General features: G+C 64.7%; 19 protein-coding genes. 12 read left to right on the forward strand and 7 right to left on the reverse strand.

Annotated elements, in window-relative coordinates; translation table 11 throughout:
* Positions 1-55: 55 nt before the first annotated feature.
* The 10 genes from MTX23_RS19365 to MTX23_RS19410 all read left to right on the forward strand — a co-directional run bounded on the left by MTX23_RS19365 (position 56) and on the right by MTX23_RS19410 (position 9,501).
* Positions 56-1,462 (forward strand): M48 family metalloprotease, encoded by a 1,407-nt coding sequence (locus tag MTX23_RS19365; RefSeq protein ID WP_280971807.1) that lies wholly within the window; start codon positions 56-58, stop codon positions 1,460-1,462.
* Between the two features lie 86 nt (positions 1,463-1,548).
* Positions 1,549-2,316: a DsbA family protein gene (locus MTX23_RS19370; protein ID WP_280971808.1), complete on the forward strand. Its 768-nt coding sequence runs from the start codon at positions 1,549-1,551 to the stop codon at positions 2,314-2,316.
* A gap of 281 nt (positions 2,317-2,597) precedes the next feature.
* Entirely contained in the window at positions 2,598-2,744 is a 147-nt protein-coding gene (locus MTX23_RS19375; RefSeq protein ID WP_280971809.1) for a hypothetical protein, read from the forward strand.
* A 121-nt stretch (positions 2,745-2,865) separates the two neighbouring features.
* Positions 2,866-3,612 carry a DUF1236 domain-containing protein gene (locus tag MTX23_RS19380; protein ID WP_280971810.1) on the forward strand — a complete coding sequence of 249 codons (747 nt, stop codon included), beginning with the start codon at positions 2,866-2,868 and terminating at the stop codon, positions 3,610-3,612.
* Between the two features lie 296 nt (positions 3,613-3,908).
* Positions 3,909-4,370: a type II 3-dehydroquinate dehydratase gene (aroQ, locus tag MTX23_RS19385; protein WP_280978123.1), complete on the forward strand. Its 462-nt coding sequence runs from the start codon at positions 3,909-3,911 to the stop codon at positions 4,368-4,370.
* Between the two features lie 51 nt (positions 4,371-4,421).
* Positions 4,422-4,907: an acetyl-CoA carboxylase biotin carboxyl carrier protein gene (accB, locus tag MTX23_RS19390; RefSeq protein ID WP_280971811.1), complete on the forward strand. Its 486-nt coding sequence runs from the start codon at positions 4,422-4,424 to the stop codon at positions 4,905-4,907.
* An 86-nt stretch (positions 4,908-4,993) separates the two neighbouring features.
* Positions 4,994-6,352 carry an acetyl-CoA carboxylase biotin carboxylase subunit gene (accC, locus tag MTX23_RS19395; protein WP_280971812.1) on the forward strand — a complete coding sequence of 453 codons (1,359 nt, stop codon included), beginning with the start codon at positions 4,994-4,996 and terminating at the stop codon, positions 6,350-6,352.
* Positions 6,353-6,452: 100 nt separating this feature from the next.
* The gene (locus MTX23_RS19400; protein ID WP_280971813.1) at positions 6,453-7,985 is read left to right on the forward strand and encodes a CHASE3 domain-containing protein; all 1,533 of its coding nucleotides are present in this window, start codon (positions 6,453-6,455) and stop codon (positions 7,983-7,985) included.
* Complete coding sequence (locus tag MTX23_RS19405; protein ID WP_280971814.1) at positions 7,982-8,422, forward strand: response regulator; 441 nt, start codon at positions 7,982-7,984, stop codon at positions 8,420-8,422. The genes MTX23_RS19400 and MTX23_RS19405 overlap by 4 nt, the downstream gene beginning before the upstream one ends.
* On the forward strand, positions 8,419-9,501 hold the full coding sequence (locus tag MTX23_RS19410; protein WP_280971815.1) for a response regulator: 1,083 nt from the start codon (positions 8,419-8,421) through the stop codon (positions 9,499-9,501). The genes MTX23_RS19405 and MTX23_RS19410 overlap by 4 nt, the downstream gene beginning before the upstream one ends.
* A gap of 17 nt (positions 9,502-9,518) precedes the next feature.
* Here the strand turns inward: MTX23_RS19410 and MTX23_RS19415 are convergent, their stop codons facing one another.
* The 6 genes from MTX23_RS19415 to MTX23_RS19440 all read right to left on the reverse strand — a co-directional run bounded on the left by MTX23_RS19415 (position 9,519) and on the right by MTX23_RS19440 (position 19,413).
* Complete coding sequence (locus MTX23_RS19415) at positions 9,519-9,767, reverse strand: BA14K family protein (RefSeq protein ID WP_280990741.1); 249 nt, start codon at positions 9,765-9,767, stop codon at positions 9,519-9,521.
* Between the two features lie 89 nt (positions 9,768-9,856).
* Positions 9,857-10,171 carry a hypothetical protein gene (locus MTX23_RS19420; RefSeq protein WP_280971817.1) on the reverse strand — a complete coding sequence of 105 codons (315 nt, stop codon included), beginning with the start codon at positions 10,169-10,171 and terminating at the stop codon, positions 9,857-9,859.
* Positions 10,172-10,179: 8 nt separating this feature from the next.
* Positions 10,180-11,649, reverse strand: a complete 1,470-nt coding sequence (locus MTX23_RS19425; protein WP_280971818.1) for an efflux transporter outer membrane subunit — start codon at positions 11,647-11,649, stop codon at positions 10,180-10,182.
* Positions 11,650-11,682: 33 nt separating this feature from the next.
* Positions 11,683-14,970 carry an efflux RND transporter permease subunit gene (locus tag MTX23_RS19430; protein ID WP_280971819.1) on the reverse strand — a complete coding sequence of 1,096 codons (3,288 nt, stop codon included), beginning with the start codon at positions 14,968-14,970 and terminating at the stop codon, positions 11,683-11,685.
* A gap of 1 nt (position 14,971) precedes the next feature.
* Entirely contained in the window at positions 14,972-18,079 is a 3,108-nt protein-coding gene (locus MTX23_RS19435; protein WP_280971820.1) for an MdtB/MuxB family multidrug efflux RND transporter permease subunit, read from the reverse strand.
* Positions 18,076-19,413 (reverse strand): MdtA/MuxA family multidrug efflux RND transporter periplasmic adaptor subunit, encoded by a 1,338-nt coding sequence (locus tag MTX23_RS19440; RefSeq protein ID WP_280971821.1) that lies wholly within the window; start codon positions 19,411-19,413, stop codon positions 18,076-18,078. The genes MTX23_RS19435 and MTX23_RS19440 overlap by 4 nt, the downstream gene beginning before the upstream one ends.
* Positions 19,414-20,111: 698 nt before the next feature.
* Between MTX23_RS19440 and aat the strand changes: the two genes are divergently transcribed.
* Positions 20,112-20,792: a leucyl/phenylalanyl-tRNA--protein transferase gene (gene aat / locus MTX23_RS19445; protein ID WP_280971822.1), complete on the forward strand. Its 681-nt coding sequence runs from the start codon at positions 20,112-20,114 to the stop codon at positions 20,790-20,792.
* A gap of 135 nt (positions 20,793-20,927) precedes the next feature.
* Here the strand turns inward: aat and MTX23_RS19450 are convergent, their stop codons facing one another.
* On the reverse strand, positions 20,928-21,899 hold the full coding sequence (locus tag MTX23_RS19450; RefSeq protein ID WP_280971823.1) for a DUF2155 domain-containing protein: 972 nt from the start codon (positions 21,897-21,899) through the stop codon (positions 20,928-20,930).
* Between the two features lie 236 nt (positions 21,900-22,135).
* On the opposite strand from MTX23_RS19450, the gene MTX23_RS19455 reads away from it, so the two are divergent.
* Positions 22,136-22,915 carry an SDR family NAD(P)-dependent oxidoreductase gene (locus MTX23_RS19455; protein WP_280971824.1) on the forward strand — a complete coding sequence of 260 codons (780 nt, stop codon included), beginning with the start codon at positions 22,136-22,138 and terminating at the stop codon, positions 22,913-22,915.
* Positions 22,916-22,933: the final 18 nt, after the last annotated feature.

Below are 22,933 nucleotides of genomic sequence, written 5' to 3' on the forward strand. Positions count from 1 at the left end.
GGGCGGCAATCAGGCTTTGCCTTTCCGCGGCCGGCCATCGCCAATAGATCGCCCCATGCTGTTCCGCCTTGCGCTTCGCACCAGGACGTTCAAGTTGACCGCGCTGCTGACGGCGGTCGCGCTCGCGGTCGGCCCCGTCGCCACCGCGCAAGCGCAGCAGTCCAAGGGCCCGCCGCTGCTGCGCGATACCGAGACCGAGCAGCTCCTGCGCGAGTATACGCGGCCGATCCTGCGCGCCGCGGGCCTGGAGAAGCAGAACATCCAAGTCGTGATCATCAACGACAGTGCGTTCAACGCCTTCGTCGCCGACGGCCGCCGTATCTTCGTGAATTACGGCGCGCTGCTGCAGTCGGAAACGCCGAACCAGATCATCGGCGTGCTCGCACACGAAACCGGCCATCTCGCCGGCGGCCACCTCGCCAAGCTGCACGAGCAGCTTGCGCGGGCGCAAACACAGATGATCATCGCCATGTTGCTCGGCGCCGGCGCCATGGCCGCGGGCGCGCGGGGCGGTTCCAACAATGGCCTGACCAATGCCGGCGCCGCCGCCTTCTCGGCGCCACAGTCGATGATCCAGCGCTCGCTGTTGTCCTACCAGCGCCAGCAGGAGGAGAACGCCGACCGCGCCGGCGTGAAGCTCCTGACCGCGACCGGTCAATCCGCCAAGGGCATGTACGAGACATTCAAGCGCTTCACCGATGAGAGCCTGTTCGCCTCGCGCGGCGCGGATCCCTATCTGCAGTCACACCCGATGCCGGTCGACCGTGTCGAGGCGCTGGAGGGGCTCGCGCGCTCCAGCCCCTATTGGGACAAGAAGGATGATCCTGCGCTGCAGCTTCGTCACGACATGATGCGCGCCAAGATCTCGGGCTTCATGGAGCGGCAGGACACGGTCTACCGCCGCTATCCGCTCACCAACAACAGCCTGCCGGCGCGTTACGCCCGCGCCATCACCACTTATCTGCACGGCGACCTGCGCTCCGCGATCTCACAGATCGACAGCCTGATCCAGGCACAGCCCAACAATCCCTATTTCTATGAGCTGCGCGGCCAGGCGCTGCTCGAGGGCGGCAAGCCGGCGGAAGCGATCGCGCCGCTGCGCAGGGCGGTGCAGCTTTCCAACCGCGCGCCGCTGATCGAGATGCTGCTCGGCCAGGCGCTGGTCGCCTCGGACAACAAGGCGTATACGGACGAGGCGATCAACATGCTGCGCGCCGCAGTCGCCCGCGAGCCTGAGGCGCCACTCGGCTATACCCAGCTTGCCATGGCCTATGGCCGCAAGGGCGACTACGCGGAGGCGGACCTTGCGTCCGCGCAGGCCGCCTATCTTCGCGGCGACACCAAGACCGCCCGCGAGCTGGCGTCGCGCGCAAAGACCCGGTTTGCGATCGGCACTCCCGGCTGGGTCAAAGCTGACGACATTGTGAGCGCCAAGCCCATGCCGGGCCAGAAAAACAACTAGAAATAAACCGTAGTTCCATACAACCATCACCGAAACCGGCTCACGGCCCTGCTGTATTTCGAGCCACGTCCAACAAGGATCTGTCCATGCCAGCGCTCCGCTTTCTTGCTCCTGCCCTCCTCGCGCTCGGCGTTTGCGCCGCGCCGCTGCCGGCGTCGGCCCAGAGCTTCTCCGACACCCAGCGCAGCGACATCGAGAGCATCGTGCGCAACTACCTGGTCTCGCATCCCGAGGTGCTCGAGGAAGCGATGAACGAGCTCAGCAAACGGCAGGCGGCTGCGGAAGCCGAGAAGCATGAGCAAAATGTCGCCAAGAACGCCGACACCATCTTCAACTCGCCGCGCGGCGTCACGCTCGGCAATAAGGACGGCGACGTCACCTTCGTCGAGTTCTTCGATTACAATTGCGGCTACTGCAAGCGCGCGATGTCCGACATGCTCGACCTGATGAAATCGGATCCGAAGCTGAAGGTCGTGCTGAAGGAATTCCCGGTGCTGAGCCAGGGCTCGGTCGAGGCCGCGCAGGTCGCGGTTGCCGTGCGCATGCAGGATCCGACCGGAAAGAAATATCTCGAGTTTCACCAGAAGCTGCTGGGCGGCCGCGGTGCCGCCGACAAGGCGCGCGCGCTCGCGGTTGCCAAGGATGTCGGCCTCGACATGGCGAAGCTCGAGAAGGATATGACGAGCCCTGAGGTAAAGGCGACCATCGAGGAGAACTTCCGCCTCGCCGAAGCCATGGGCATGAACGGCACGCCGAGTTACGTGATCGGCAAGCAGGTCGTGGTCGGTGCGGTCGGCCTCGACAATCTCAAGGAAAAGATCGGCATCGCGCGCTGCGGCAAGGCGACCTGCTGACCGGCTGCGATCAAGCAATCCCGTCGACTGCAAATCCGGCTGCGGCGCAGCCGGAGTTTTTTGGGCACGTCCCCTCCGAACCAGTTCGGCGCAGGCCGCAACTAACGGCCGTCGCCAACCACGGAAGACGTACCTCATGACCCTGGCCGCGCCAGCCGCTACCCGCGACCTCGAGGCGCAGGTCGGCCCGCATCACACCCGCCGACGAGCCGTAGAAGAATAATGGCACCGTGCTCGCGACACACGAGGGCGATCCAACGTAAGAGCCGGCGCACGATCATTTGCCGCACAAGGACGAGCTCGGCGACTACGTCGCCGCCTATACTGCAAGCAGGCATTGCGCGCGAAACCTCGATCGATTCCTCGGCCGCGCTGGCAACGGTCAGCTCGATCTCGCTGCCATGGAGTTCGATTGGGCCTGCGACTGAAACGCTCTGCGCGTTCATCGCGCATTCACGAAACCGGCCGCGTGGAACCTCGGATCGCTAGGAACATCGCAGATGCTCTCTCGTTGTCGGCGCGGGCAATGCCGAAACGAGGAGGAATATGATGACTAACCGCTTTCTGATTTCGGTCGCTGCGGCGGCCCTGATCGCTGGCACGGGTCTCGCGAATGCGCAGGGCGCAGGCGGCACCGGCAAGGAATCGCCTGGAGCCGGCGGCGGCGCGACCATGCAGCACAATGCACCGTCCAGTGGCGCGTCATCCGGCACCATGCAGCACGATAAGGGCGGCATGAAGGGCTCCGAGCATTCCACGACCGGTCAATCTCCGAGCGCTCAATCCCCGAGGGGTGCGGAGTCCGAGAAGGGCGGCCCTGCCACCAAGGGCGCACAAGAGAATATGCAGAAGCCGAAGGGCATGAACCCGGAGAACGAGACGACAAAGGGCTCCAAGGGCATGAAGGCTGAGGGACGCGACAAGAGCGGCGCAACGACGGACCAGAATGCGCAGACCCGGAATCCGACCGACACCAACCGCGCGCAAAGGAACGAGAGCCGTTCGCAGACCACAACCGGCAACGCGGCGACCTCGGCGACTGCGGCTCCTCCGGCGGAGAAGCGCAGCCAGATTTCGACCGCGATCAAGTCGGAGCGCGTGAGCGAGGTCACCAATGTGAACTTCAACGTGGCGGTCGGCACCCGCGTTCCGGCCAGCGTCCGCTTCTATCCGCTGCCGGAGCGAGTCGTGACGATCTATCCGCAATGGCGTGGTTATGACTTCATCCTGGTGCACGGACGCTACCTGATCGTGCAACCGGAGACCCACGAGATCGTCTACATCATCGAGGGCTGAACCCGGGCCTCGGCGCGAGGGTGCCGTGACGGGCCCTCGCCTACTTTCGACCCCGCCCTTCAGGGCGGGGTCTTGCTATCGGGCGCCCCCGGAATGGGCAGTGGATGGCGGGCGGGACTCCCGCCGCGGGCGCCTTCCGCGGGATTGGGTTAATCAGCATTTTCAGGGGGTTATCGCTGCCGTCTGACAGCCAAGACGAACCTGTTGAAGACCTCCGGATCCCACCTAAAGGCTTCCCCTGCGGCCGGTTGTTACCTATAACCCGCCCCACCCACCCCCTTCGCCGGAACCTCGGAATGGCTGCTGCCGGAACGATCTATGTCCTGAACGGCCCGAACCTCAATCTGTTGGGGACGCGCGAGCCCGAGACCTATGGCCATGCCACCCTCGCCGACGTCGAAAAGCTGTGCGCGGACACCGCCCGGCAGTTCGGTCTTGCCGCCGATTGCCGACAATCCAATCGCGAGGGCGAACTGATCGACTTCATCCACGAAGCCCACGCCAAGAAGGCGACCGGAATCATCATCAACGCCGGCGGCTATTCTCATACCTCCATCGCGCTGCACGACGCGCTGATTGCGGTGAAAATCCCGGCCGTCGAGGTGCATGTGAGCAACATCCATGCCCGCGAGAGCTTCCGGCATCATTCGTTCACTGCTAAAGCGGCGTTCGCGTCGCTTTGCGGCTTTGGCATCGACGGCTACCGGCTCGCGATCATCGGGCTCGCCGCGAAGATCGGCGCCAAGGCAAAGACTTAATCGTCAATCCTGACGTTCCCCGTCACCAGACAGAGATTCCGGACCAAGATCATGGCGCGCCAGCCAGACGACAAATCAGCGGCAAAATCCACGAGCGACGACAGCGCCCTCATTCGCGAGCTCGCGCATCTGCTTGCCGAGACCAACCTGACCGAAATCGAGATCGAGCGCGCCGGACTGCGCGTGCGCGTCGCACGCAACGTCAGCATCGCCGCCTCCGTGCCGAGCATCCCGGTTCAGGCGGCCGTCCCAGCGCCGGTCGCGGTCCCGGCCGCGGCGACAGCCAACGATCTCGCAAAGCACCCGGGCGTCGTCCCCTCGCCGATGGTCGGCACCGCCTATTGGGCGCCGGAGCCCGGCGCCAAGCCATTCGTTGAAGTCGGCACGAAAGTGTCTGCCGGCCAGACGCTCCTGATCATCGAGGCGATGAAGACGATGAACCAGATTCCGTCGCCGCGCGCCGGCACCGTGACGCAGATCCTCGTCGAGGACGGCCAGCCCGTCGAATTCGGCGAGCCGCTCGTCATCATTGAATAGCGAATGGTGGGTGGCGAATAGCCAATGGTTGATGAAATAATGCTCCATTCGCTACTCGCGACCGGCTACTCGCCCCTTGGGACGCCATGTTCGACAAGATCCTCATAGCCAATCGCGGCGAGATTGCGCTCCGCGTGCTGCGCGCCTGCAAGGAGCTCGGCATCTCCACCGTCGCGGTGCACTCCACCGCGGACGCCGACGCCATGCATGTGCGTCTCGCCGACGAGAGCGTCTGCATCGGGCCGCCGCCCTCGAAGGATTCCTACCTCAACGTGCCCGCGCTGCTCGCGGCCTGCGAGATCACCGGGGCGGATGCCGTGCATCCCGGCTACGGCTTCCTGTCCGAGAACGCGCGCTTCGCCGAGATCCTCGCCGATCACAATCTGCACTTCATCGGCCCCAAGGCCGAGCACATCCGCCTGATGGGCGACAAGATCGAGGCCAAGAAGACCGCCAAGCGGCTCGGCATTCCCGTGGTGCCTGGTTCGGACGGCGCGGTGACATCGGAAGACGATGCGATGGCGATCGCGAAGTCGATCGGCTTTCCCGTGCTGGTGAAGGCAGCCGCCGGCGGCGGCGGCCGCGGCATGAAGGTGGCCCACACCGAGGCTGACCTGGCGCTCGCGCTGTCGACCGCGGCCAACGAGGCCAAGTCGGCGTTCGGCGACGCCTCGGTCTATCTGGAAAAATACCTGCAGAAGCCGCGCCACATCGAGATCCAGATTCTCGGCGACGGCCGCGGCGGCGCCATCCATCTCGGCGAGCGCGACTGCTCGTTGCAGCGCCGTCACCAGAAGGTCTGGGAGGAAGGCCCCTCGCCGGTGCTCGCGGCCGCCGCGCGCGCCAAGATCGGCGAGACCTGCGCCAAGGCGATGCGGGACATGAAATATCTCGGCGTCGGCACCATCGAATTCCTCTACGAGGACGGCGAATTCTATTTCATCGAAATGAACACGCGCATCCAGGTCGAGCACCCCGTCACCGAAAGCATCACCGATATCGATCTGGTGCTGGAGCAGATCAGGATCGCCGCCGGCGGCGACCTCCCGGCGAGACAGGATGACATCGCCATCATCGGCCACGCCATCGAGTGCCGCATCAATGCGGAGAACCCACAGACCTTCCGACCCTCGCCCGGACGGATCACGCAATTTCATCCGCCGGGCGGCCTCGGCGTGCGGATCGATTCCGCTGTCTACCAAGGCTACATGATCCCGCCCTATTACGATTCACTGGTCGGCAAGCTGATCGTGCACGGCAAGACCCGCGGCGAATGCCTGATGCGGCTGCGCCGGGCCTTGGACGAGATGGTGGTCGACGGGATCGAAACGACGTTGCCGTTGTTCCGCGCCCTGGTCCGCGAGCCCGACATCATCGAGGGCGACTACCACATCCACTGGCTGGAACAGTATCTGGCCGGTCAACCCGCCGAGCCGGCGAAATAATACGGCGGCCCCGTGGAACTCAAGCCTTGCTCAAGCGTATCATTGAGTTAATGGCTTTCCCCGGGGCTCAATTGAACTCCATTGATTTGACGAGACGATCGTGACGCTGGGGGCTTCACGGCGGCGCAGTGCCCTGCAAATCCTGCTCCTCTCGGCGGGGTTTCTGGTGCTGGTCGCGGTCAGCGTGGCCTCGGTGTTGCTGGTGAACAAGGCGCGCGAGGACAACGCCTCGGTCGTCCACACCGTCGAGGTCGAGAGCCAGATCGCGAGCCTGCTGGTTGAGATCCGCCGTGCCGAAAGCGCCACCCGGGCGTATCTGCTGACATCCGCGCCGCAACATCTGGCGGAATATCAGTCTGCCGCGACAGGCATCCCGGCTGCGCTCGACCATCTCACAAAGATCACCGCCGACAATCCGACGCAGGTCGCCAACAGCGAAAAACTCAAGATCGCGATCGACCGGCGCCTGTCCGAGCTCGCCCGCGACATCGACCACGCCAAAAACAACGACATTACCGACAGCATCGCCGACCTGCGCAGCACCGCGTCAACGAATGCGGTGGCGGCGATCGCGCGGATCGGCAGCGACATGCGCACCGAGGAGAACCGCCTGTTCGCGATGCGCACCGAGACCGCGGACAAGACCCAGGTCCTGGCGTCCTCGGTCACAATCGCAGGCTCCTGCATGGTGCTGGCGCTCGCCGGCTTCTCGATCGTGCTGCTGCGGCAATCCTCACGGGCCCGCGACGAGGCAGAGGCGAAGCTGCGCGACATCAACGTCAACCTCGAAGCGACCGTCGACGAGCGCACTGCCGACCTGCGCGAGGCCAACGAGGAGATCCAGCGTTTCGCCTATATCGTCAGCCACGATCTGCGGTCGCCGCTGGTCAACATCATGGGCTTCACCAGCGAGCTGGAAGAACTCCGCGGCGACATCTTCCGGCGCATCGCGACGCTGAACCGCTCGGCGCCGCTCGCGTCGGCGATGCCGGATGATGCTACCGATACCGCCGAGCCCGAACTGGAAGGCTCCGACAAGCAACTGTCCGACGATTTCAGCGAGTCGCTCGGCTTCATCAAATCCTCGATCGCCAAGATGGACCGGCTGATCACCGCGATCCTCAATCTCACCCGCGAAGGTCGGCGCGAGTTCAAGCCGGAGCCGATCGACGTCCGCGAGCTGATCGACGGCATCGTCAAGACGGTTGCCCACCAGGCCGCAGAGAGCAACACCACCGTCGAGATCGGTTCACTGCCTGATATCGTCAGCGACCGGCTGGCGATCGAGCAGATCTTCTCCAACCTGATCGATAACGCGCTGAAATACCTCAGGGACGGCGTCCCCGGCGAGATTACGATCGAGGGCCGCACCAAGCTCGGCTTTGCGATCTACGAGATCGCGGACAATGGCCGCGGTATCGATCCGAAGGACCATCAGCGCATCTTCGAACTGTTCCGCCGCGCCGGAACCCAGGACAAGCCCGGCCAGGGTATCGGTCTCGCCCATGTCCGCGCACTTGTGCGCAGACTAGGAGGCACCATGTCGGTAGCATCGAAGCTTCACAGCGGCAGCACCTTCACGATAACACTGCCTATCAATTGGACAGGCAAGAACCGGGACAGAGCTTCATGAGCAATCCAGTCACCATCATCATGATCGAGGACGACGAGGGCCATGCTCGCCTGATCGAACGCAACATCCGGCGATCGGGGGTCAACAACGAGATCATTCCGTTCGCGAATGGCACGGCGGCTGTCAACTATCTCTTCGGCAAGGATGGCACCGCAGCCGAACGCATGGGCCAGGCGCTCCTGATCCTGCTCGATCTCAATCTGCCCGACATGACCGGCATCGATATCCTGAAGCGGGTCAAGGAGAACAAGTTTCTCAAGTCGACGCCGGTCGTGGTGCTGACCACGACGGATGATTCCCAGGAAATCAAGCGCTGCTATGAGCTCGGTTGCAATGTCTACATCACCAAGCCGGTGAATTACGAAAGCTTTGCCAACGCCATTCGCCAGCTCGGGCTGTTCTTCTCCGTGATTCAGGTTCCGCCCGCTTCAACATGACCAGCGCGACGCCGACACTGCTCTATATCGATGACGATGCGCCCCTGGCGCGGCTGGTCGAACGCGGGCTGACGCGCGCGGGCTTCAAGGTCGTGCACGCCGCCGACGGCCAGGAAGGCCTCGATCGTCTTGCTCAGGGCGGCATCGACGTCATCGCGCTCGACCAGTACATGCCCGGCGCCGATGGACTGGAGACGCTGGAGCAGATCCTGAAGATTCCGGATGCGCCGCCGGTGGTGTTCGTCACCGCCTCGCAGGACTCCGCAATCGCCGTCACCGCGCTGAAGGCCGGCGCCGCAGACTACCTGGTCAAGGACGTCAGGGGCGAATTCATCCCCCTGCTCCAGGTCGCAGTGAACGGCGCGATCCGACGCGCTGCGATCCAGAAGGCGCGCGACGAGGCTGAGGCGGAGGTGCACGCCTCGCGGGATCGCTACGCGGCGCTCGCCGCCGAACGCGAGGTCCTGCTGCGCGAAGTCAACCACCGCGTCGGCAATTCACTGCAGATCATCGCCTCGCTGCTGCATTTGCAGGCTAACTCCGCGACCCAGGACGACGTGAAGGCCGCCCTGACCAACGCCATGGGCCGTGTTGCCGCGGTCGCGCAGGTGCATCGCCGCCTCTACACCTCGCAGGACTTCAAGACGGTGATGCTGAACCAGTATCTCGAAGCGCTGCTCGAGGATCTCAGGCGATCGACCGAAGGCAACAAGATGTCGCGGCTGACGCTGAACGCCGGCCCGATCGAGATCGACCCGGATCGCGCGGTCGCGATCGGCATCATCGTCAACGAGCTCGTGATGAACGCGGTGAAATACGCCTATCCCGACGGCGCCGGCCCGATTGATGTCGAGCTCAAGCCGGAGGGCGACGATCTCCTGCTGTCGATCAGCGACGAGGGCGTGGGGTTCGATGACAAGGTCGATCCGCGCGGCACCGGCATGGGCCAGCGCATCGTCACCGCAATGGCCGCCAAGCTCGACGCCAGCGTCGAGCGCGACCCCGCCCACAATGGCACGAAGGTGCTGGTCCGATTCCGCCGCGTCGTCGCGACGCCGCAAACCGCGGCGGTAAAATAGGCCGCCCTCGCCTTCCCTCAGTCGTGGTGAGACCGGTGCCGCCGCTTCCTGTGCGTACCGCAATCCCGGCACGGCGCGGCAAAGACGACCTGCGACGGATATGGCCGTGCCGAGCGCCGCGGCGTCGACCCGAACAGGCCGGCCGCGCCGAAGCCGGCGCTAAAGGGATCCGAAGCAAAATTGCCCGGGAAATAGCCGTTGGTCCGGAAGTCGCGATCGTCGTCCCTGCCGTCGAAAAACCAACCGCTAGTATTGCCGAAGCGCAACGGGCGCTGCTGCGCGCATGCCGCGCCGACGCATAGTGCGATGACGGCACAGGCAACGAGTCCTTTCATTGCGATCATGATTGCACTTCTCATGGCCGAATGGTCCCCCAGTCACCCTTCCAGGCAATCAGATGCCTTCTGCCGAACTGCAGATAGAGCCCGTCGCTGCGGTTCGCGAATATACTCCCCTTGACATTGGGCAGCGCGACGAAAAGCTCGTTGCCGGGGCGGCCGCGGACGTAGTTCAGCGGCACGCCGAGCGCCCGGCTGGCCTGGTCGACCGTCATGCCGAAGGTGAGCGGGACACCGTTGGGCGCAGGTCTCTGTTGGGCACGGGACGCGCCTGGCGGAACGGCCAGCGCGATACCAAGGCCAACGACCACAAGTCCAATCAACCGTTGCATGACCATCCTCATTGCAGCGCCGCCAGCGTGCCGGTCGGCGTCCAGCCGCCGCCGAGCGCCTGGAACAGGCTGCTGGCCGCCAGCAGCTTGTTGAGCCTGACCGTAACCAGATTGTTCTCAGCTGTGAACAGCGTCTGCTGCGCCTGCAGCACGGTGATGAGGCTGACAGTGCCGCCGCGCAACTGCGTCTCGGCGACCTCGAAAGCCTTGCGCGAACTGGCCACCACGTCGGACTGCAGGCGCTCCTGCAGCGTGTACTTCTGCAGCGCGATCAGTGCTTTCTCGACGTCGGCGAAGGCCGACAGCACGGCCTTGCGATACGCCTGCACCTCCTGCAGCTGCTGGCCCTTGGCGAGCTTGAGCTGGCTCTCCAGCAGGAAGCCGTCGAACAGCGGCTGGGTCAGGCTGGCGGCGAGCGTGTAGTACCACGCGCCCGGAGCGAACAACGAGGCGAGCGCCGCGCTCTGGAAGCCGGTGGTGCCGGTCAGCTGGATCTGCGGGAAGAAGGCGGCGCGCGCGGCCTCGACACTGAAATTGGATGCGGCGAGCTGCGCCTCGGCCTGGCGGATATCGGGCCGCTGGTAGAGCAATTCCGAGGGCAACCCGGGTGTGACGCGCGGCACCGCGATTTGCGTGGTGCTGCCGCCGCGCACGGTGAAATTGGCCGGCGCACGCGCCACCAGCAGCGCGAGCACAGCCGTGTTCTGTCCCACCGTTACCTCGAGCGGCGGGATCGCCGCGCGCTGGGTCGCGACCAGCGCCTCTTGCTGCGACACGTCGAGCTGCGAGGCGGTGCCGCCAGCGAATTGCTGCTTGATCAGCCCAAGGATGCGCTCGGCCGCAGCGAGGTTGCGGCGCGTCACCTTGATCTGGTCCTGCGCCGCAAGCAGCTGGAAATAGGTGTTGGCGACGGTCGCCATCGTGGTCAACGCCACGACCTCGCGATTGTAGCGGGCAGCGGTGGCGCTCTCCTCCGACGACGCCAGCGTCGCACGGTTCTTGCCCCAGAAATCGACGATGTAGCTCGCACTCAGCGCGACGTTGTACTGTGAGAACGTCCCGCTGGCGCCGGTCGACGAACTCGATCGCGTTCCCAGATGCTCACGCTCGGCGGTGGCCGAACCGGTGACGGACGGCAGCAGCGCGGCACCGGAGACGCCAGTCTGCGCGTCGGCCTGCACGATCTGGGCGATCGCGACCGCGATATCGAGATTGTACTCCTGCGCCGATTCCATCAACCCGGTCAGCTCGGCGGAGCGGAAACCGCGCCACCAGGCGAGCGCCGGAACGGCGGCATCGGCGTTACCTTTGCCGGCGCTTTTGTAGCTCGCCGGCACTTCGAGATTGAGCTCGGGGCGCTCCGACCCCGGGATGCAGCCCGACAGGCCCAGGCCGACCCCCACCAGCATCACGAGTGCGGGCCGCTTGCCGGGACGGAACGTCCGCGTGCGCGGAAAACGGGCGGATTTCCGCGCCATCTGAAAGTTTCGCAACGCTGTGACTATCGGCATTTACTCGCCCGGTTGGAGAGACCCTGGAATACGTGTTGCATTGCCGCCACGCCGCACGCGTTGGGCCCACAGGCGGAACCGGTCGAGATAGAGATAGATGACCGGCGTCGTATAGAGCGTCAGGACCTGGCTCAGGATCAGCCCGCCGACGATGGCGATGCCGAGCGGCTGGCGCAGGTCGCCCCCTTCGCCCATACCCACGGCTAGCGGCACGGCGCCGAGCAGCGCAGCCATCGTCGTCATCATGATCGGACGGAAGCGGAGCAGGCAGGCCTCGCGAATGGCCTCGAGCGGCTCCAGCCCGCGCTTGCGCTCCGCCTCCAGGGCAAAATCGATCATCATGATGGCGTTTTTCTTCACAATGCCGATCAGCAGGATGACGCCGATCAGCGCCATGATACTGAACTCGGTCTTGAACGCCATCAGCGCCAGCAAGGCGCCCACACCTGCGGAGGGCAGTGTGGATAGAATCGTCAGCGGATGGACGTAGCTTTCGTAAAGCACGCCCAGCACGATGTAGATCGTCACCAGTGCCGCCAGGATCAGGAACGGCTGGTTGTTGAGGGAATCCTGGAACGCCTTGGCGGTGCCCTGGAAGGTGCCGCGGATCGTGGCCGGGACGCCGATCCGGTTCATGGTGGCCTCGATGCTGGCGACCGCGGTGCTCAGCGAGACGTTGGGCGGCAGGTTGAACGAGATGGTGTTGGCGACCAGCAGGCCCTGGTGATTAACCGCCAGCGGGGTCGCCCCTTGCTTGAAGCTCGCCACCGCCGAAAGCGGGATCATCGTCTCGCTGCTGGTGCTGACCGCCGATCCGGTCGAGGCCACGCCCTTCCCCGTCGCACCGATCGAGTTGGTGGCCTGATTGCGCGCGGCCTGGGCGTTGGCCGCAGTGGTTGCGCTTGAGCTTCCGGGCGCCACCACCGTCCCCGCCACGGCATTGGTCGACTGCGAGCCGCCGACCGACGCGCCCGACTTACTGATATAAACGTCCTTGAGCGTCTCCGGGTTCTGCCAATAGCGCGGCGCCACCTCCATGATGACGTGATACTGGTTGCGCGCGACATAGATCGTCGAAACCTGCCGCTGGCCGAATGCGTCATAGAGGGTATTGTCGACCTGGCTCACAGTGATCCCGAGCCGGGCCGCCGCATCGCGGTCGATCACGAGGTTGGATTCCAGGCCCTTGTTCTGCTGGTCGCTGTTGACGTCGGCCAGGTTCGGATCATGCTGCAGGGCCGCTGCGATCTTCGGCGTCCATTCATTGAGCTCCTCCAGCGTCGACCCCTGCAGCGTGTACTGGTACTGCGCGTTGGACGCCCTGCCGCCGACGCGGATATCCTGCACCGCCTGCAGGAACAGGCTCGCGCCCGGGACGACGGCCATCTCCCGCCGCAGCCGCCTGATCACACCATCGGCGCTGATCTTGCGCTGGTCGAGCGGCTTAAGCGAGACGAACACGAAGCCGGAATTGGTCTGTCCCCCACCCGTGAAGCCGACCGCCGTCTCCACGGCCGGGTCGCTCTTGATGATGTTGACGAACTGCGCCAGCTTCTGCTGCATCAACTGGAACGATACGCTCTGGTCGGCCTGGATCGAGCCGACCAGTCGCCCCGTATCCTGCTGCGGGAAGAAGCCCTTCGGAATGACATCGTAGAGATAGAAATTCAGGCCGAACACGGCGGCCAGGATCAGCATCACCGACAGCGGGTGCTGCAACGCGGCAGTCAGCGTCCTGCGGTAGAAGTTCAGCATAGCTTCAAAAATGCGTTCGCTCGCCCAATAGAGCCGCCCGTGGCTCTGGCCGCGCTCGGCCTTCAGCAGGACGGCGCACATCATCGGCGTGGTCGCGAGCGAAATCGCGAGCGAGATCAGAATCGAGATCGAGATCGTCATCGCGAATTCGCGGAACAGCCGGCCAACAATCCCCGCCATCAGCAGGATCGGGATAAACACCGCGATCAGCGAGATGCTCATCGACAGCACGGTGAACCCAACCTCGTTGGCGCCCTTGAGCGCTGCCTGAAGCGGACTCATGCCCTCTTCGATGTAGCGGGTCACGTTCTCCAGGACGACGATGGCGTCGTCGACGACGAAGCCGGTCGCAACCGTCAGCGCCATCAGGGACAGATTGTCCAAACTGTAGCCAATCAGGTACATCGCTCCGAAGGTCGCGACCAGCGACACCGAGACCGCGACGACCGGTATGAGGGTGGCTCGCGCATTGCGCAGGAACGCGAACACCACAATGATGACCAGCAGCACGGCGAGGACCAGCGTTCGTTCCACGTCGTGCAGAGAAGTGCGGATGGTCGTCGAGCGGTCGACCGCCAGGCCGATGTCGATCGCCGGCGATACCGAGGCCTTGAGCTGCGGCATCAACCCCTTCACCAGGTCGACGGTGCTGATGATGTTCGCATTCGGCTGCCGGTAGAGGATGATCAGCACCGCCGGCTTGCCGTTGGCGAGGCCCGAGTTGCGCAGGTTCTCTACCCCGTCGACCACCTCGCCGACGTCGGAGAGATGAACCGCAGCCCCATTGCGGTAGGCCACGATCAGCGACTTGTAGTCGTCCGCCTTTTTGGCCTGGTCATTGGCGTAGATCTGGTAGCGTTGGTCGCCGACATCGATCCCGCCCTTCGGACTGTGGGCATTGGCGTTCGACAGCGCGGCGCGAACGTCCTCCAGCCCGATGCCGTATTTGTAGAGCGCTTGCGGGATGAGCTCTACGCGCACGGCCGGCAGCGAGCTGCCGCCGACCACCACCTCGCCGATCCCCTCGACCTGCGACAGCTTTTGCGCCAGCACGGTGGACGCCGCGTCGTAGAGATCGCCGCGGGTCAGCGTGTCCGACGTCAGCGTCAGGATCAGGATCGGCGCGTCGGCCGGATTGACCTTCCGGTAGGTCGGATTGGAGCGCAGGCTGGTCGGCAGGTCGGCCCGCGCCGCGTTGATCGCGGCCTGCACGTCGCGCGCCGCGCCGTTGATGTCGCGGTTGAGCCCGAACTGCAGCGTGATGCGGGTCGCACCGACGGAACTGGACGACGTCATCTCGGTGACGTCTGCGATCTGGCCGAGATGCCGCTCCAGAGGGCTTGCGACCGTTGTCGCCACATCCTGCGGGCTGGCTCCGGGCAGCGTCGCCCGTACAGAGATGGTCGGGAAATCCACCTGCGGCAGCGGCGACACCGGCAGCTTGAAGAACGCCACCACCCCGGCCGCTGCGAGCCCGAGGGTCAGCAGCGTCGTGGCCACCGGCCGCCGGATGAAGGGTGTTGACGGATCCATCTCAGTGCGACCCGCTGGCCTCGCCGACCTCCCGCGATCGCCCCGAAAACCGGATCGCGAGACGATCGAACCAGAGATAGATGACCGGCGTCGTGAACAGGGTGAGCAGCTGGCTCACCAGCAGGCCGCCGACGATCGAGATGCCGAGCGGATGCCGCAACTCGGAGCCCGCGCCGGTTCCGATCATCAACGGCAGCGCGCCGAGCACTGCGGCCATCGTCGTCATGATAATCGGCCGGAAGCGCAACAGGCACGCCTGGTAGATCGCCTCGCGCGGCGGCTTGCCCTCGTTGCGCTCGGCATCGAGCGCGAAGTCGATCATCATGATCGCGTTCTTCTTCACGATGCCGATCAACAGGATGATGCCGATAATCGCGACAATGGTGAGATCCTGCTTCGCCATCATCAGCGCCAGCAGCGCGCCGATACCGGCCGAGGGTAGCGTCGACAGGATCGTGACCGGATGGATGAAGCTCTCATAGAGCACGCCGAGCACGATGTAGACTGTGATGATCGCCGCCAGGATCAGGAAGAGCTGGTTGGAGAGCGACGACTGGAAGGCCAGCGCCGCGCCCTGGAAGCTCGTGATGACGCTGAGCGGCTGGCCGATGTCGATCTGCGCCTGCTTGATCGCCGCAACCGCCTCGCCCAGCGAGGCGCCGGGCGCGAGGTTGAACGACACCGTCGCCGACGGGAACTGACCGAGATGCGAGACCTGTAGCGGCGCGGTTTCCTCGCGCATCTTCGCCATCACCGACAATGGCACCGGCGTTGAGCCAACCGAGGACGGCAGGTAGATCGACGACAGCGATTGCAGCGAGTTCTGTAAGCTTGGATCGGCCTCCAGGATCACCCGGTACTGGTTCGAATTGGTGAAGACGGTGGAGACGATGCGCTGGCCGTAGGAGTCGTAGAGCGCGTTGTCGATCGTCGCCGGCGTGATCCCGAACCGCGCCGCCTGGTCGCGGTCGATCTCGACGAACACCGAAAGACCCTGCGCCGAGATGTCGCTGGTGACGTCGCTGAGCTCCGGCAATTCGCGCAGCTTGTCGACCAGCTTCGGCGTCCATTCGGCGAGTTGGGCCGGATCGGCATCCTGCAGGATGAACTGGTATTGCGTTCGGCTCACCGTACCTTCGATCGTGAGATCCTGGACCGGCTGCATGTAGAGCGAGATTCCGGTCAGCGATGCGGTGCTCGCCTTGATCCGCTCCATGACCGTCGCGATGCCGGACTTCCGCTGCTCATGCGGCTTCAGGTTGATCAGGATGCGGCCGCTATTGAGCGTGGTGTTGGTGCCGTCGACGCCGATGAAGGACGACAGGCTGTCCACGTCCGGGTCTTTCAGGATCACGCTGGCGAGCTGCTGCTGGCGCTGGGCCATCGCCGCATAGGAGACCGATTGCGGCGCCTCCGAGATCGCCTGGATCACGCCGGTGTCCTGCAGCGGAAAGAAGCCCTTGGGAATGATGACGTAGAGCCACGCGGTCAAGCCGAAAGTGGCGAGCGCGATCAGCAGCACCAGGGTCTGGCGATCCAGCACCCAGTTGAGCATCCGGCCATAGATCGCGATGACGAAGTCGAAGCCTTCCCGGCTGAGCCGCTGGAAGGTGTTTTCCTGCGTTGCATCCTCCGCCTTCAGCAGCTTGGCGCAGGCCATCGGCACCAGCGTCAGCGACACCACGGCAGAGATCAGGATCGTGACCGACAACGTGATGGCGAATTCGCGGAACAGGCGGCCGACCACATCGCCCATGAAGAGCAGCGGGATCAGCACCGCGATCAGCGATACCGTCAGCGAGATGATGGTGAAGCCGATCTGCTTGGAGCCGCGCAACGCCGCCTGCAGCGGCGGCTCGCCCTCCTCGATGTAGCGCGAGATGTTCTCGATCACGACGATGGCGTCGTCGACCACGAAGCCGGTCGCGATGGTGAGCGCCATCAGCGACAAATTGTTCAGGCTGAAGCCGAACAGATACATCGCCCCCAGCGTGCCGACCAACGAGAGCGGCACCGACAGGCTCGGGATCAGCGTCGCGCGGGTCGAACGCAGGAATACGAAGATCACCAGCACAACCAGGATCACCGCGAGCGACAGTTCATATTCGACGTCGCGGACCGAGGCCCGGATCGTCACGGTGCGGTCGGTCAGGATGTTGAGGTCGATCGCGGCCGGCAGCGTCGCCTGCAGCTGCGGCAGCAGCGCCTTGATCCCTTGGACGACCGAGATGACGTTGGCGCCGGGTTGGCGCTGGATGTTGAGAATGATCGCCGGCGTCTCGTTCATCCAGGCGCCGAGCTTGTCGTTCTGCGCGCCTTCGACGACGTCGCCGACGTCACTGAGGCGGACTGGCGAGCCGTTCTTGTAGGCGACGATCAGCGACCTGTAATCGGTCGCGTTGCGGATCTGGTCATTGGCGTTGATCGTATAGGCGCGCATCGCGCCGTCGAAATTGCCCTTCGGCGTATTGACGTTGGCGTTGCCAAGCGTGGTGCGGAGATCGTCGATATTGAGGCCGTAGGCAGCGAGCTTGCGGATGTCGGCCTGGATGCGCACCGCGGGCCGCTGGCCACCGCTGATGCTGACGAGGCCGACGCCGGGTAGCTGCGAGATCTTCTGCGCCAATCGCGTGTCGACGAAATCCTCGACCTTGGTCAGCGGCATGGTCTTCGAGGTCAGGCCGAGCGTCAGGATCGGGGCGTCGGCCGGATTGACCTTGGCATAGATCGGCGGCGCCGGCAGGTCCGACGGCAGGAGATTGCCCGCGGCGTTGATCGCGGCCTGCACCTCCTGCTCGGCCACATCGAGCGAGATCGACAGACCGAACTGCAAGGTGATGACGGAAGCGCCCGCCGAGCTGACCGAGCTCATCTGGTTCAGGTTCGGCATCTGGCCAAACTGCACCTCGAGCGGCGCCGTCACCGACGATGTCATCACGTCAGGGCTGGCGCCGGGATAGAAGGTCTGCACCTGGATGGTCGGGTAGTCGACCTCAGGCAGCGCCGCGACGGGGAGGAATCTGAACGCCAGCATCCCCGACAGCATGATGGCGATCATCAGCAGGGTCGTCGCCACCGGCCGCAGGATGAATGGCCGTGACGGGTTCATTGCTTCTGTCCGTCCTCGGAGTGCTCGCGCTTGCCACCACCTGCCTTGTCGGGATCGGCGCCCTTGGCGCCTTCTTTGCCGTCTCCCTTGTTATGTCCTTTGGCGCCGCCCTTGGCCGCGGCGGCGGGATTGGCAACGTCGGCCGCCGAGCGAACGATCACCTTCGCGCCCTCGCGCAGCTTGTCGGCGCCGTCGATCACGACGCGATCGCCGGGCGAAAGCCCCGAGAGCACCTCGACGCGGTCGCCGGCAGTGACGCCGAGCTTCACGGGCCTGACCGAGACGGTGCTGTCGCCATTCACGAGATAGACGAAGGTGCCGGGAACGCCGCGCTGGATGCCCGCGGTCGACATCGTCGTGACATCCTTGTGCGTGTCGAGCAGCAGGCGGACGTTGACGAACTGGTTCGGATACAGCGTGCGCTGGTCGTTCTCGAACTTGGCGCGCAGCTTGATCGTGCCCGTGGTCGGATCGATCTGGCTGTCGAAGGTCTGCAGTGTTCCCTCGGCGAGCTTGTTGGCGCCGCTGCGGTCGTAGGCTGCCGTCGGCAGCACCGCGCCATCACGCAGCCGCTTCGCCACCGCCTGCAGATTGTCCTCCGGCAAGGTGAACAGCACGCTGATCGGCTCGAGTTGCGTGATCACGACGATGCCGCTCGTGTCTCCCGGCGTCACGTAGTTGCCGAGATCCACCTGGCGCAGACCGACGCGCCCGTTGATCGGCGACACGATGCGGCAGTACTGCAAGTTCACCTCGGCCGATTTCACCGAGGCGCGATCGGCTTCGACAGTGCCCTGATACTGCGCGACCAGCGCGACCTGGGTGTCGAGCTGCTGGTGCGGCACCGCGTTCTGCGCGGCGAGATTCTGATAACGGGCCAGATCGACCTGGGCGCCCTTGAGCTGCGCTTCGTCGCGTGCGAGCTGGCCCTTGGCCTGCGCCAGCGTCGCCTCATAGGGGCGCGAATCGATCTCGGCGATGAGGTCGCCCCTCTTGACCTCATCGCCTTCCTTGAAATCGACCTTCATCAGGTAGCCGCTGATCTGGCTCCTGATCGTCACCGTGGCGAGCGACGTCACGGTCCCGAGTGCGTTGAGGCTGACGCCGATATCGCCCTTGGCGACGGTCTCCGGCACGATTGACATCGGCGCACTGTTGCGTCCGCCGGCCGCCTGTTGCGGCGCGCTTTGGTGCCTCGTCCACCACACGATGCCGGCAAGCAACAGCAACACGATCAACGTCGTCAGCACGCCCCGGCCACGCGACGTCCGCCCCTTCTGCTTGGGCGCGTCAATCGACGGATGGATGGTCCGATCCCTTATCTGCTGGTCCATGAGATGCTCACGAGGAAAGACGAACGAGCTCGCGCGATTCTCTGCGTCCCCTGAACTCGCGCGCGCCACACTCGAGAATGCATTTTGAACGCTTCCGGAAGACAAAGCGCGTTAACAATCGGAAAGGAAGGTGTCTTGCCGATCAAACTCGCACTTCACGCCGCACTGTCTTGCAGATTACCCGATGGCCTGCAAGCAGGGCAACACAATCAGCAACAATCCGACAAAGTAGGTCACATCAAAGGCAGCCGAACGCCTGAAAGTGTCCAAACGTGATCGCGCTGAAGCCGCCAATTCGCGAGAGCTTTGTCAGTGGTACGCGCGATCATGATCATTCATGGCGCGATGGCGACTCTATCGTGAGCGGCGAACCGGCGCGACTGCCAGCGATCTGTGTGTCAGCGCGTCACGTTCTTCGACTGGCTGCAACTCGTTGGCGTCACAGTCCACGGACTGCCGGCCATGCCACACACCGTGCAAAAGTGATGACAATTTCGTGTGGCAGCCCCTCGCCTGCCTGGAAGGTCGGAAACGCAACCACCATGTCGCAAAGCGCACCGCCAATTTTGGTCGCAATTTGGCGTCACCGCAGCGCCTGACCTGGCGGCACGGCCTGAAAGGAACCGCATTCGGTCAACACTGCACAAACATCGATGCGGACCATCGCGTCGCCGCCCGGTGTTTGCTATCCTGCGCTCATGACGTCGCGCGACTCCGCCTCTTCCGAAATCACGCCCGAAGTGCTGCTGCGCGCCTATGCCTGCGGCATCTTTCCGATGGCGGAGAGCGCCGACGACCCAACCCTGTTCTGGGTCGAGCCCGAACTGCGCGGCGTAATTCCGCTCGACGGCTTCCGCGTCGCCTCGCGGCTGGCGCGCACCGTGCGTTCGGATGTGTTCACGGTCACGGTCGATACCGCGTTCAAGGCCGTGATCGCAGGCTGCGCGGCGCCGCACCCTGGCCGCGACGACACCTGGATCAACAAGCGTATCCGCGATCTCTATGTCGGGCTGAGCGCGCTTGGCCATTGCCACAGTGTCGAGGTGTGGCAGGACGACAATCTGGTCGGCGGGCTCTATGGCGTGAGCCTCGGCCGCGCCTTTTTCGGTGAAAGCATGTTCCACACCGCGCGCGACGCATCGAAGGTCGCGCTGGTGCATCTGGTGGCGCGCCTGATCGCCGGCGGGTTCGAGCTGCTCGACACGCAATATGTGACCGAGCATCTGAAGACGTTCGGCGCGATCGAGATTCCACGCCGCCGCTATCGCGCGCTGCTCGACAAGGCGATCACAGGTGCGCCCGGAGATTTCCGCAAGCTCGACGTCACGCAGCCGATCAGAGGCGCGGACGCCCTCGCCATCATCGCCGAGCGCAATTGATCAGGTAGCCCGGAGGAGCGACGGGTCGCGCGAACGCGTGCCCGATGACAGGCTCCGCGCAATCCGGGATAGATGTAGCCGCAGCATGAGAGCCCTGGATTTCGCTGTCGCTTCATCCGGGCTGCGGGAACTCAACTAGTTCCCGAACAAGCCGCCGAACAAGCCGCCCGGCCGCTGCTGTTGCGGCGGAGGTGGCGGCGGTGGCTGCTGCTGATACTGCGGCGGCGGTGGCGCGGGACGCGGCGCGGCCTGCTTCGCCGGACGCTTCTGCGCCGGAGGCGGCGGTGGCGGCGTCGGCTGCTTCGGCGGATCGGGCGCAGCGGTCACGATGGTCTGGTCCGGCCCTTTGCAGTCGGTCAGCCAGATGTCGTAAATCGGATGCTCGACGCCGTGCAGGCCCGGGCTCGCGGCGAACATCCAGCCCGAGAAGATCCGCTTCACCTCGCCCTGCAGCGTGATCTCGTCCACCTCGACGAAGGCATCGGTGTTGGCGGCTTCGGTCGACGGCCTTGTGTAGCAGGCATCGGTCTTCACGCGCAGCGCGCCGAACTGCACGGTCTCGCCGATATCCTCGTCGAAATTGATGATGCGCCCGGTGATCTTGTCGAGCCCGGAGAAGCTCGCCTTCTTGTTGGTGATCTTGGTCGACGGCGGCTCCTGCACGACCTCGTCGCCGGGCTGCAGCGCCCCAGGTGCCTGCGGCGTGCCTTTGGCGGGCGGACGCTGCCCCGGAGGCGCGTTGGCGACATTCGGCGCGCCGGGCTGCGGCGGCTGCACGGCAACGCCCGGCTGGCCGTTCGGCGGCGCGACCGCGGTGCCGGGCGGGGGCGCCAAGGGCTGCGACTGCACGCTCCCGGGCGGCGGCACGGCCTGCCCCGGCGGCAATGGCCGGTTCGGCGTCGGCAGCACCCGGCCGCGCGGCAATTCCGGCACTTCCTCGTCGTCATCGCCGGGCGGCGGCATCTGGCCGCGCGGAATCGCACCGGGCGGACGCGGCGGCGGATCGGAAAAAATCGTTCCGATCTGCGCACGCGCGGACGGCGCAAGCGAGACGGTTGAGGCGGCGATCAAGGCCGCAAAGCCAATCAGGGCAATGGTTCGAGACATCTCGCGCGGCTTAAAGAGGCGAATCGGGCTCGCGACAGTTTACCTTGATATCGGCCGCTCGCAGGACCACCGGTTAACACGCCGAATACGGCGGGGAAAGGGCGGTTTGCCGCCCTTCCTGGCCTCTGGTCAGCCTCTGGAACACGTGGAATAGTCCGTGTGCAAAACCCGCGCCGCCCCAGCGCGAAAACGAGGAAAATCCGGCACTGAACCGGACCAGCCAGAGGAAACCAACCATGCCCGATCGTATCCGGCTTAATGGCCGGGTCGCCGTCGTCACCGGCGCTGCCGGCGTCATCGGAACGGCCACGCTCCATCTGCTCGCCGAACGGGGTGCGCGGATTGTCGCAATCGACCGCAAGGAGGCCGACCTCAGGGCCGCCATCAAGGACCTGCCGGCCTCGGCGGAAGCGCTGACGGTGGCCGCGGACGTTACGAGGGAAGACGAGGTGAAGGACTATGTCCGCGCCGCCGTCGACCGGTTCGGCACCATAGACGTCTTCTACAACAACGCCGGTATCGAGGGCGACATCAAGCCGATCCCCGAATACTCGCTGGAGAGCTTCCGCCGAGTGCTCGACGTCAACGTCGTCGGCGTCTTCCTCGGCATGAAGTACGTGCTGCCCGTCATGCTGAAGCAGAACAAGGGCAGCATCATCAACACCGCCTCGATCGCCGGCCTGATGGGCTCGCCGATGATCGCAGTCTACAGTGCCAGCAAGCACGCGGTGATCGGGCTGACCAAGAGCGCGGCCTGGGAATGCACCGGCACCGGCGTGCGCGTCAATTGCGTCTGCCCCGGCTTGATCGACAGCCGGATGCTGAGCACGATCCTGCAGGGCCGCAGCGGCGGCAACGCGCCGCCTCCCACCGAGAAGATCGTCGACCGCATCCCGGCGCGCCGGCTCGGCCTGGCAAGCGAGGTCGCCTCGATCGTCGCCTTCCTCGCCTCCGACGAAGCAAGCTACGTGTCGGGCTCCGCCTACACCGTCGATGGCGGCCGCACCGCCGCCTAACATCCACTGTCATTCCGA

This window comes from Bradyrhizobium sp. ISRA436, assembly GCF_029910015.1.
Classification (GTDB): domain Bacteria; phylum Pseudomonadota; class Alphaproteobacteria; order Rhizobiales; family Xanthobacteraceae; genus Bradyrhizobium.

Excerpts from the sequence above, each read along its gene's own strand:
- MTX23_RS19365 (WP_280971807.1), top strand. The coding sequence starts at position 56 with ATGCTGTTCCGCCTTGCGCTTCGCACCAGGACGTTCAAGTTGACCGCG.
- MTX23_RS19370 (WP_280971808.1), top strand. The coding sequence starts at position 1,549 with ATGCCAGCGCTCCGCTTTCTTGCTCCTGCCCTCCTCGCGCTCGGCGTT.
- MTX23_RS19380 (WP_280971810.1), top strand. The coding sequence starts at position 2,866 with ATGACTAACCGCTTTCTGATTTCGGTCGCTGCGGCGGCCCTGATCGCT.
- aroQ (WP_280978123.1), top strand. The coding sequence starts at position 3,909 with ATGGCTGCTGCCGGAACGATCTATGTCCTGAACGGCCCGAACCTCAAT.
- accB (WP_280971811.1), top strand. The coding sequence starts at position 4,422 with ATGGCGCGCCAGCCAGACGACAAATCAGCGGCAAAATCCACGAGCGAC.
- accC (WP_280971812.1), top strand. The coding sequence starts at position 4,994 with ATGTTCGACAAGATCCTCATAGCCAATCGCGGCGAGATTGCGCTCCGC.
- MTX23_RS19405 (WP_280971814.1), top strand. The coding sequence starts at position 7,982 with ATGAGCAATCCAGTCACCATCATCATGATCGAGGACGACGAGGGCCAT.
- MTX23_RS19410 (WP_280971815.1), top strand. The coding sequence starts at position 8,419 with ATGACCAGCGCGACGCCGACACTGCTCTATATCGATGACGATGCGCCC.
- MTX23_RS19420 (WP_280971817.1), bottom strand. The coding sequence starts at position 10,171 with ATGCAACGGTTGATTGGACTTGTGGTCGTTGGCCTTGGTATCGCGCTG.
- MTX23_RS19425 (WP_280971818.1), bottom strand. The coding sequence starts at position 11,649 with ATGGCGCGGAAATCCGCCCGTTTTCCGCGCACGCGGACGTTCCGTCCC.
- MTX23_RS19430 (WP_280971819.1), bottom strand. The coding sequence starts at position 14,970 with ATGGATCCGTCAACACCCTTCATCCGGCGGCCGGTGGCCACGACGCTG.
- MTX23_RS19435 (WP_280971820.1), bottom strand. The coding sequence starts at position 18,079 with ATGAACCCGTCACGGCCATTCATCCTGCGGCCGGTGGCGACGACCCTG.
- MTX23_RS19440 (WP_280971821.1), bottom strand. The coding sequence starts at position 19,413 with ATGGACCAGCAGATAAGGGATCGGACCATCCATCCGTCGATTGACGCG.
- aat (WP_280971822.1), top strand. The coding sequence starts at position 20,112 with ATGACGTCGCGCGACTCCGCCTCTTCCGAAATCACGCCCGAAGTGCTG.
- MTX23_RS19450 (WP_280971823.1), bottom strand. The coding sequence starts at position 21,899 with ATGTCTCGAACCATTGCCCTGATTGGCTTTGCGGCCTTGATCGCCGCC.
- MTX23_RS19455 (WP_280971824.1), top strand. The coding sequence starts at position 22,136 with ATGCCCGATCGTATCCGGCTTAATGGCCGGGTCGCCGTCGTCACCGGC.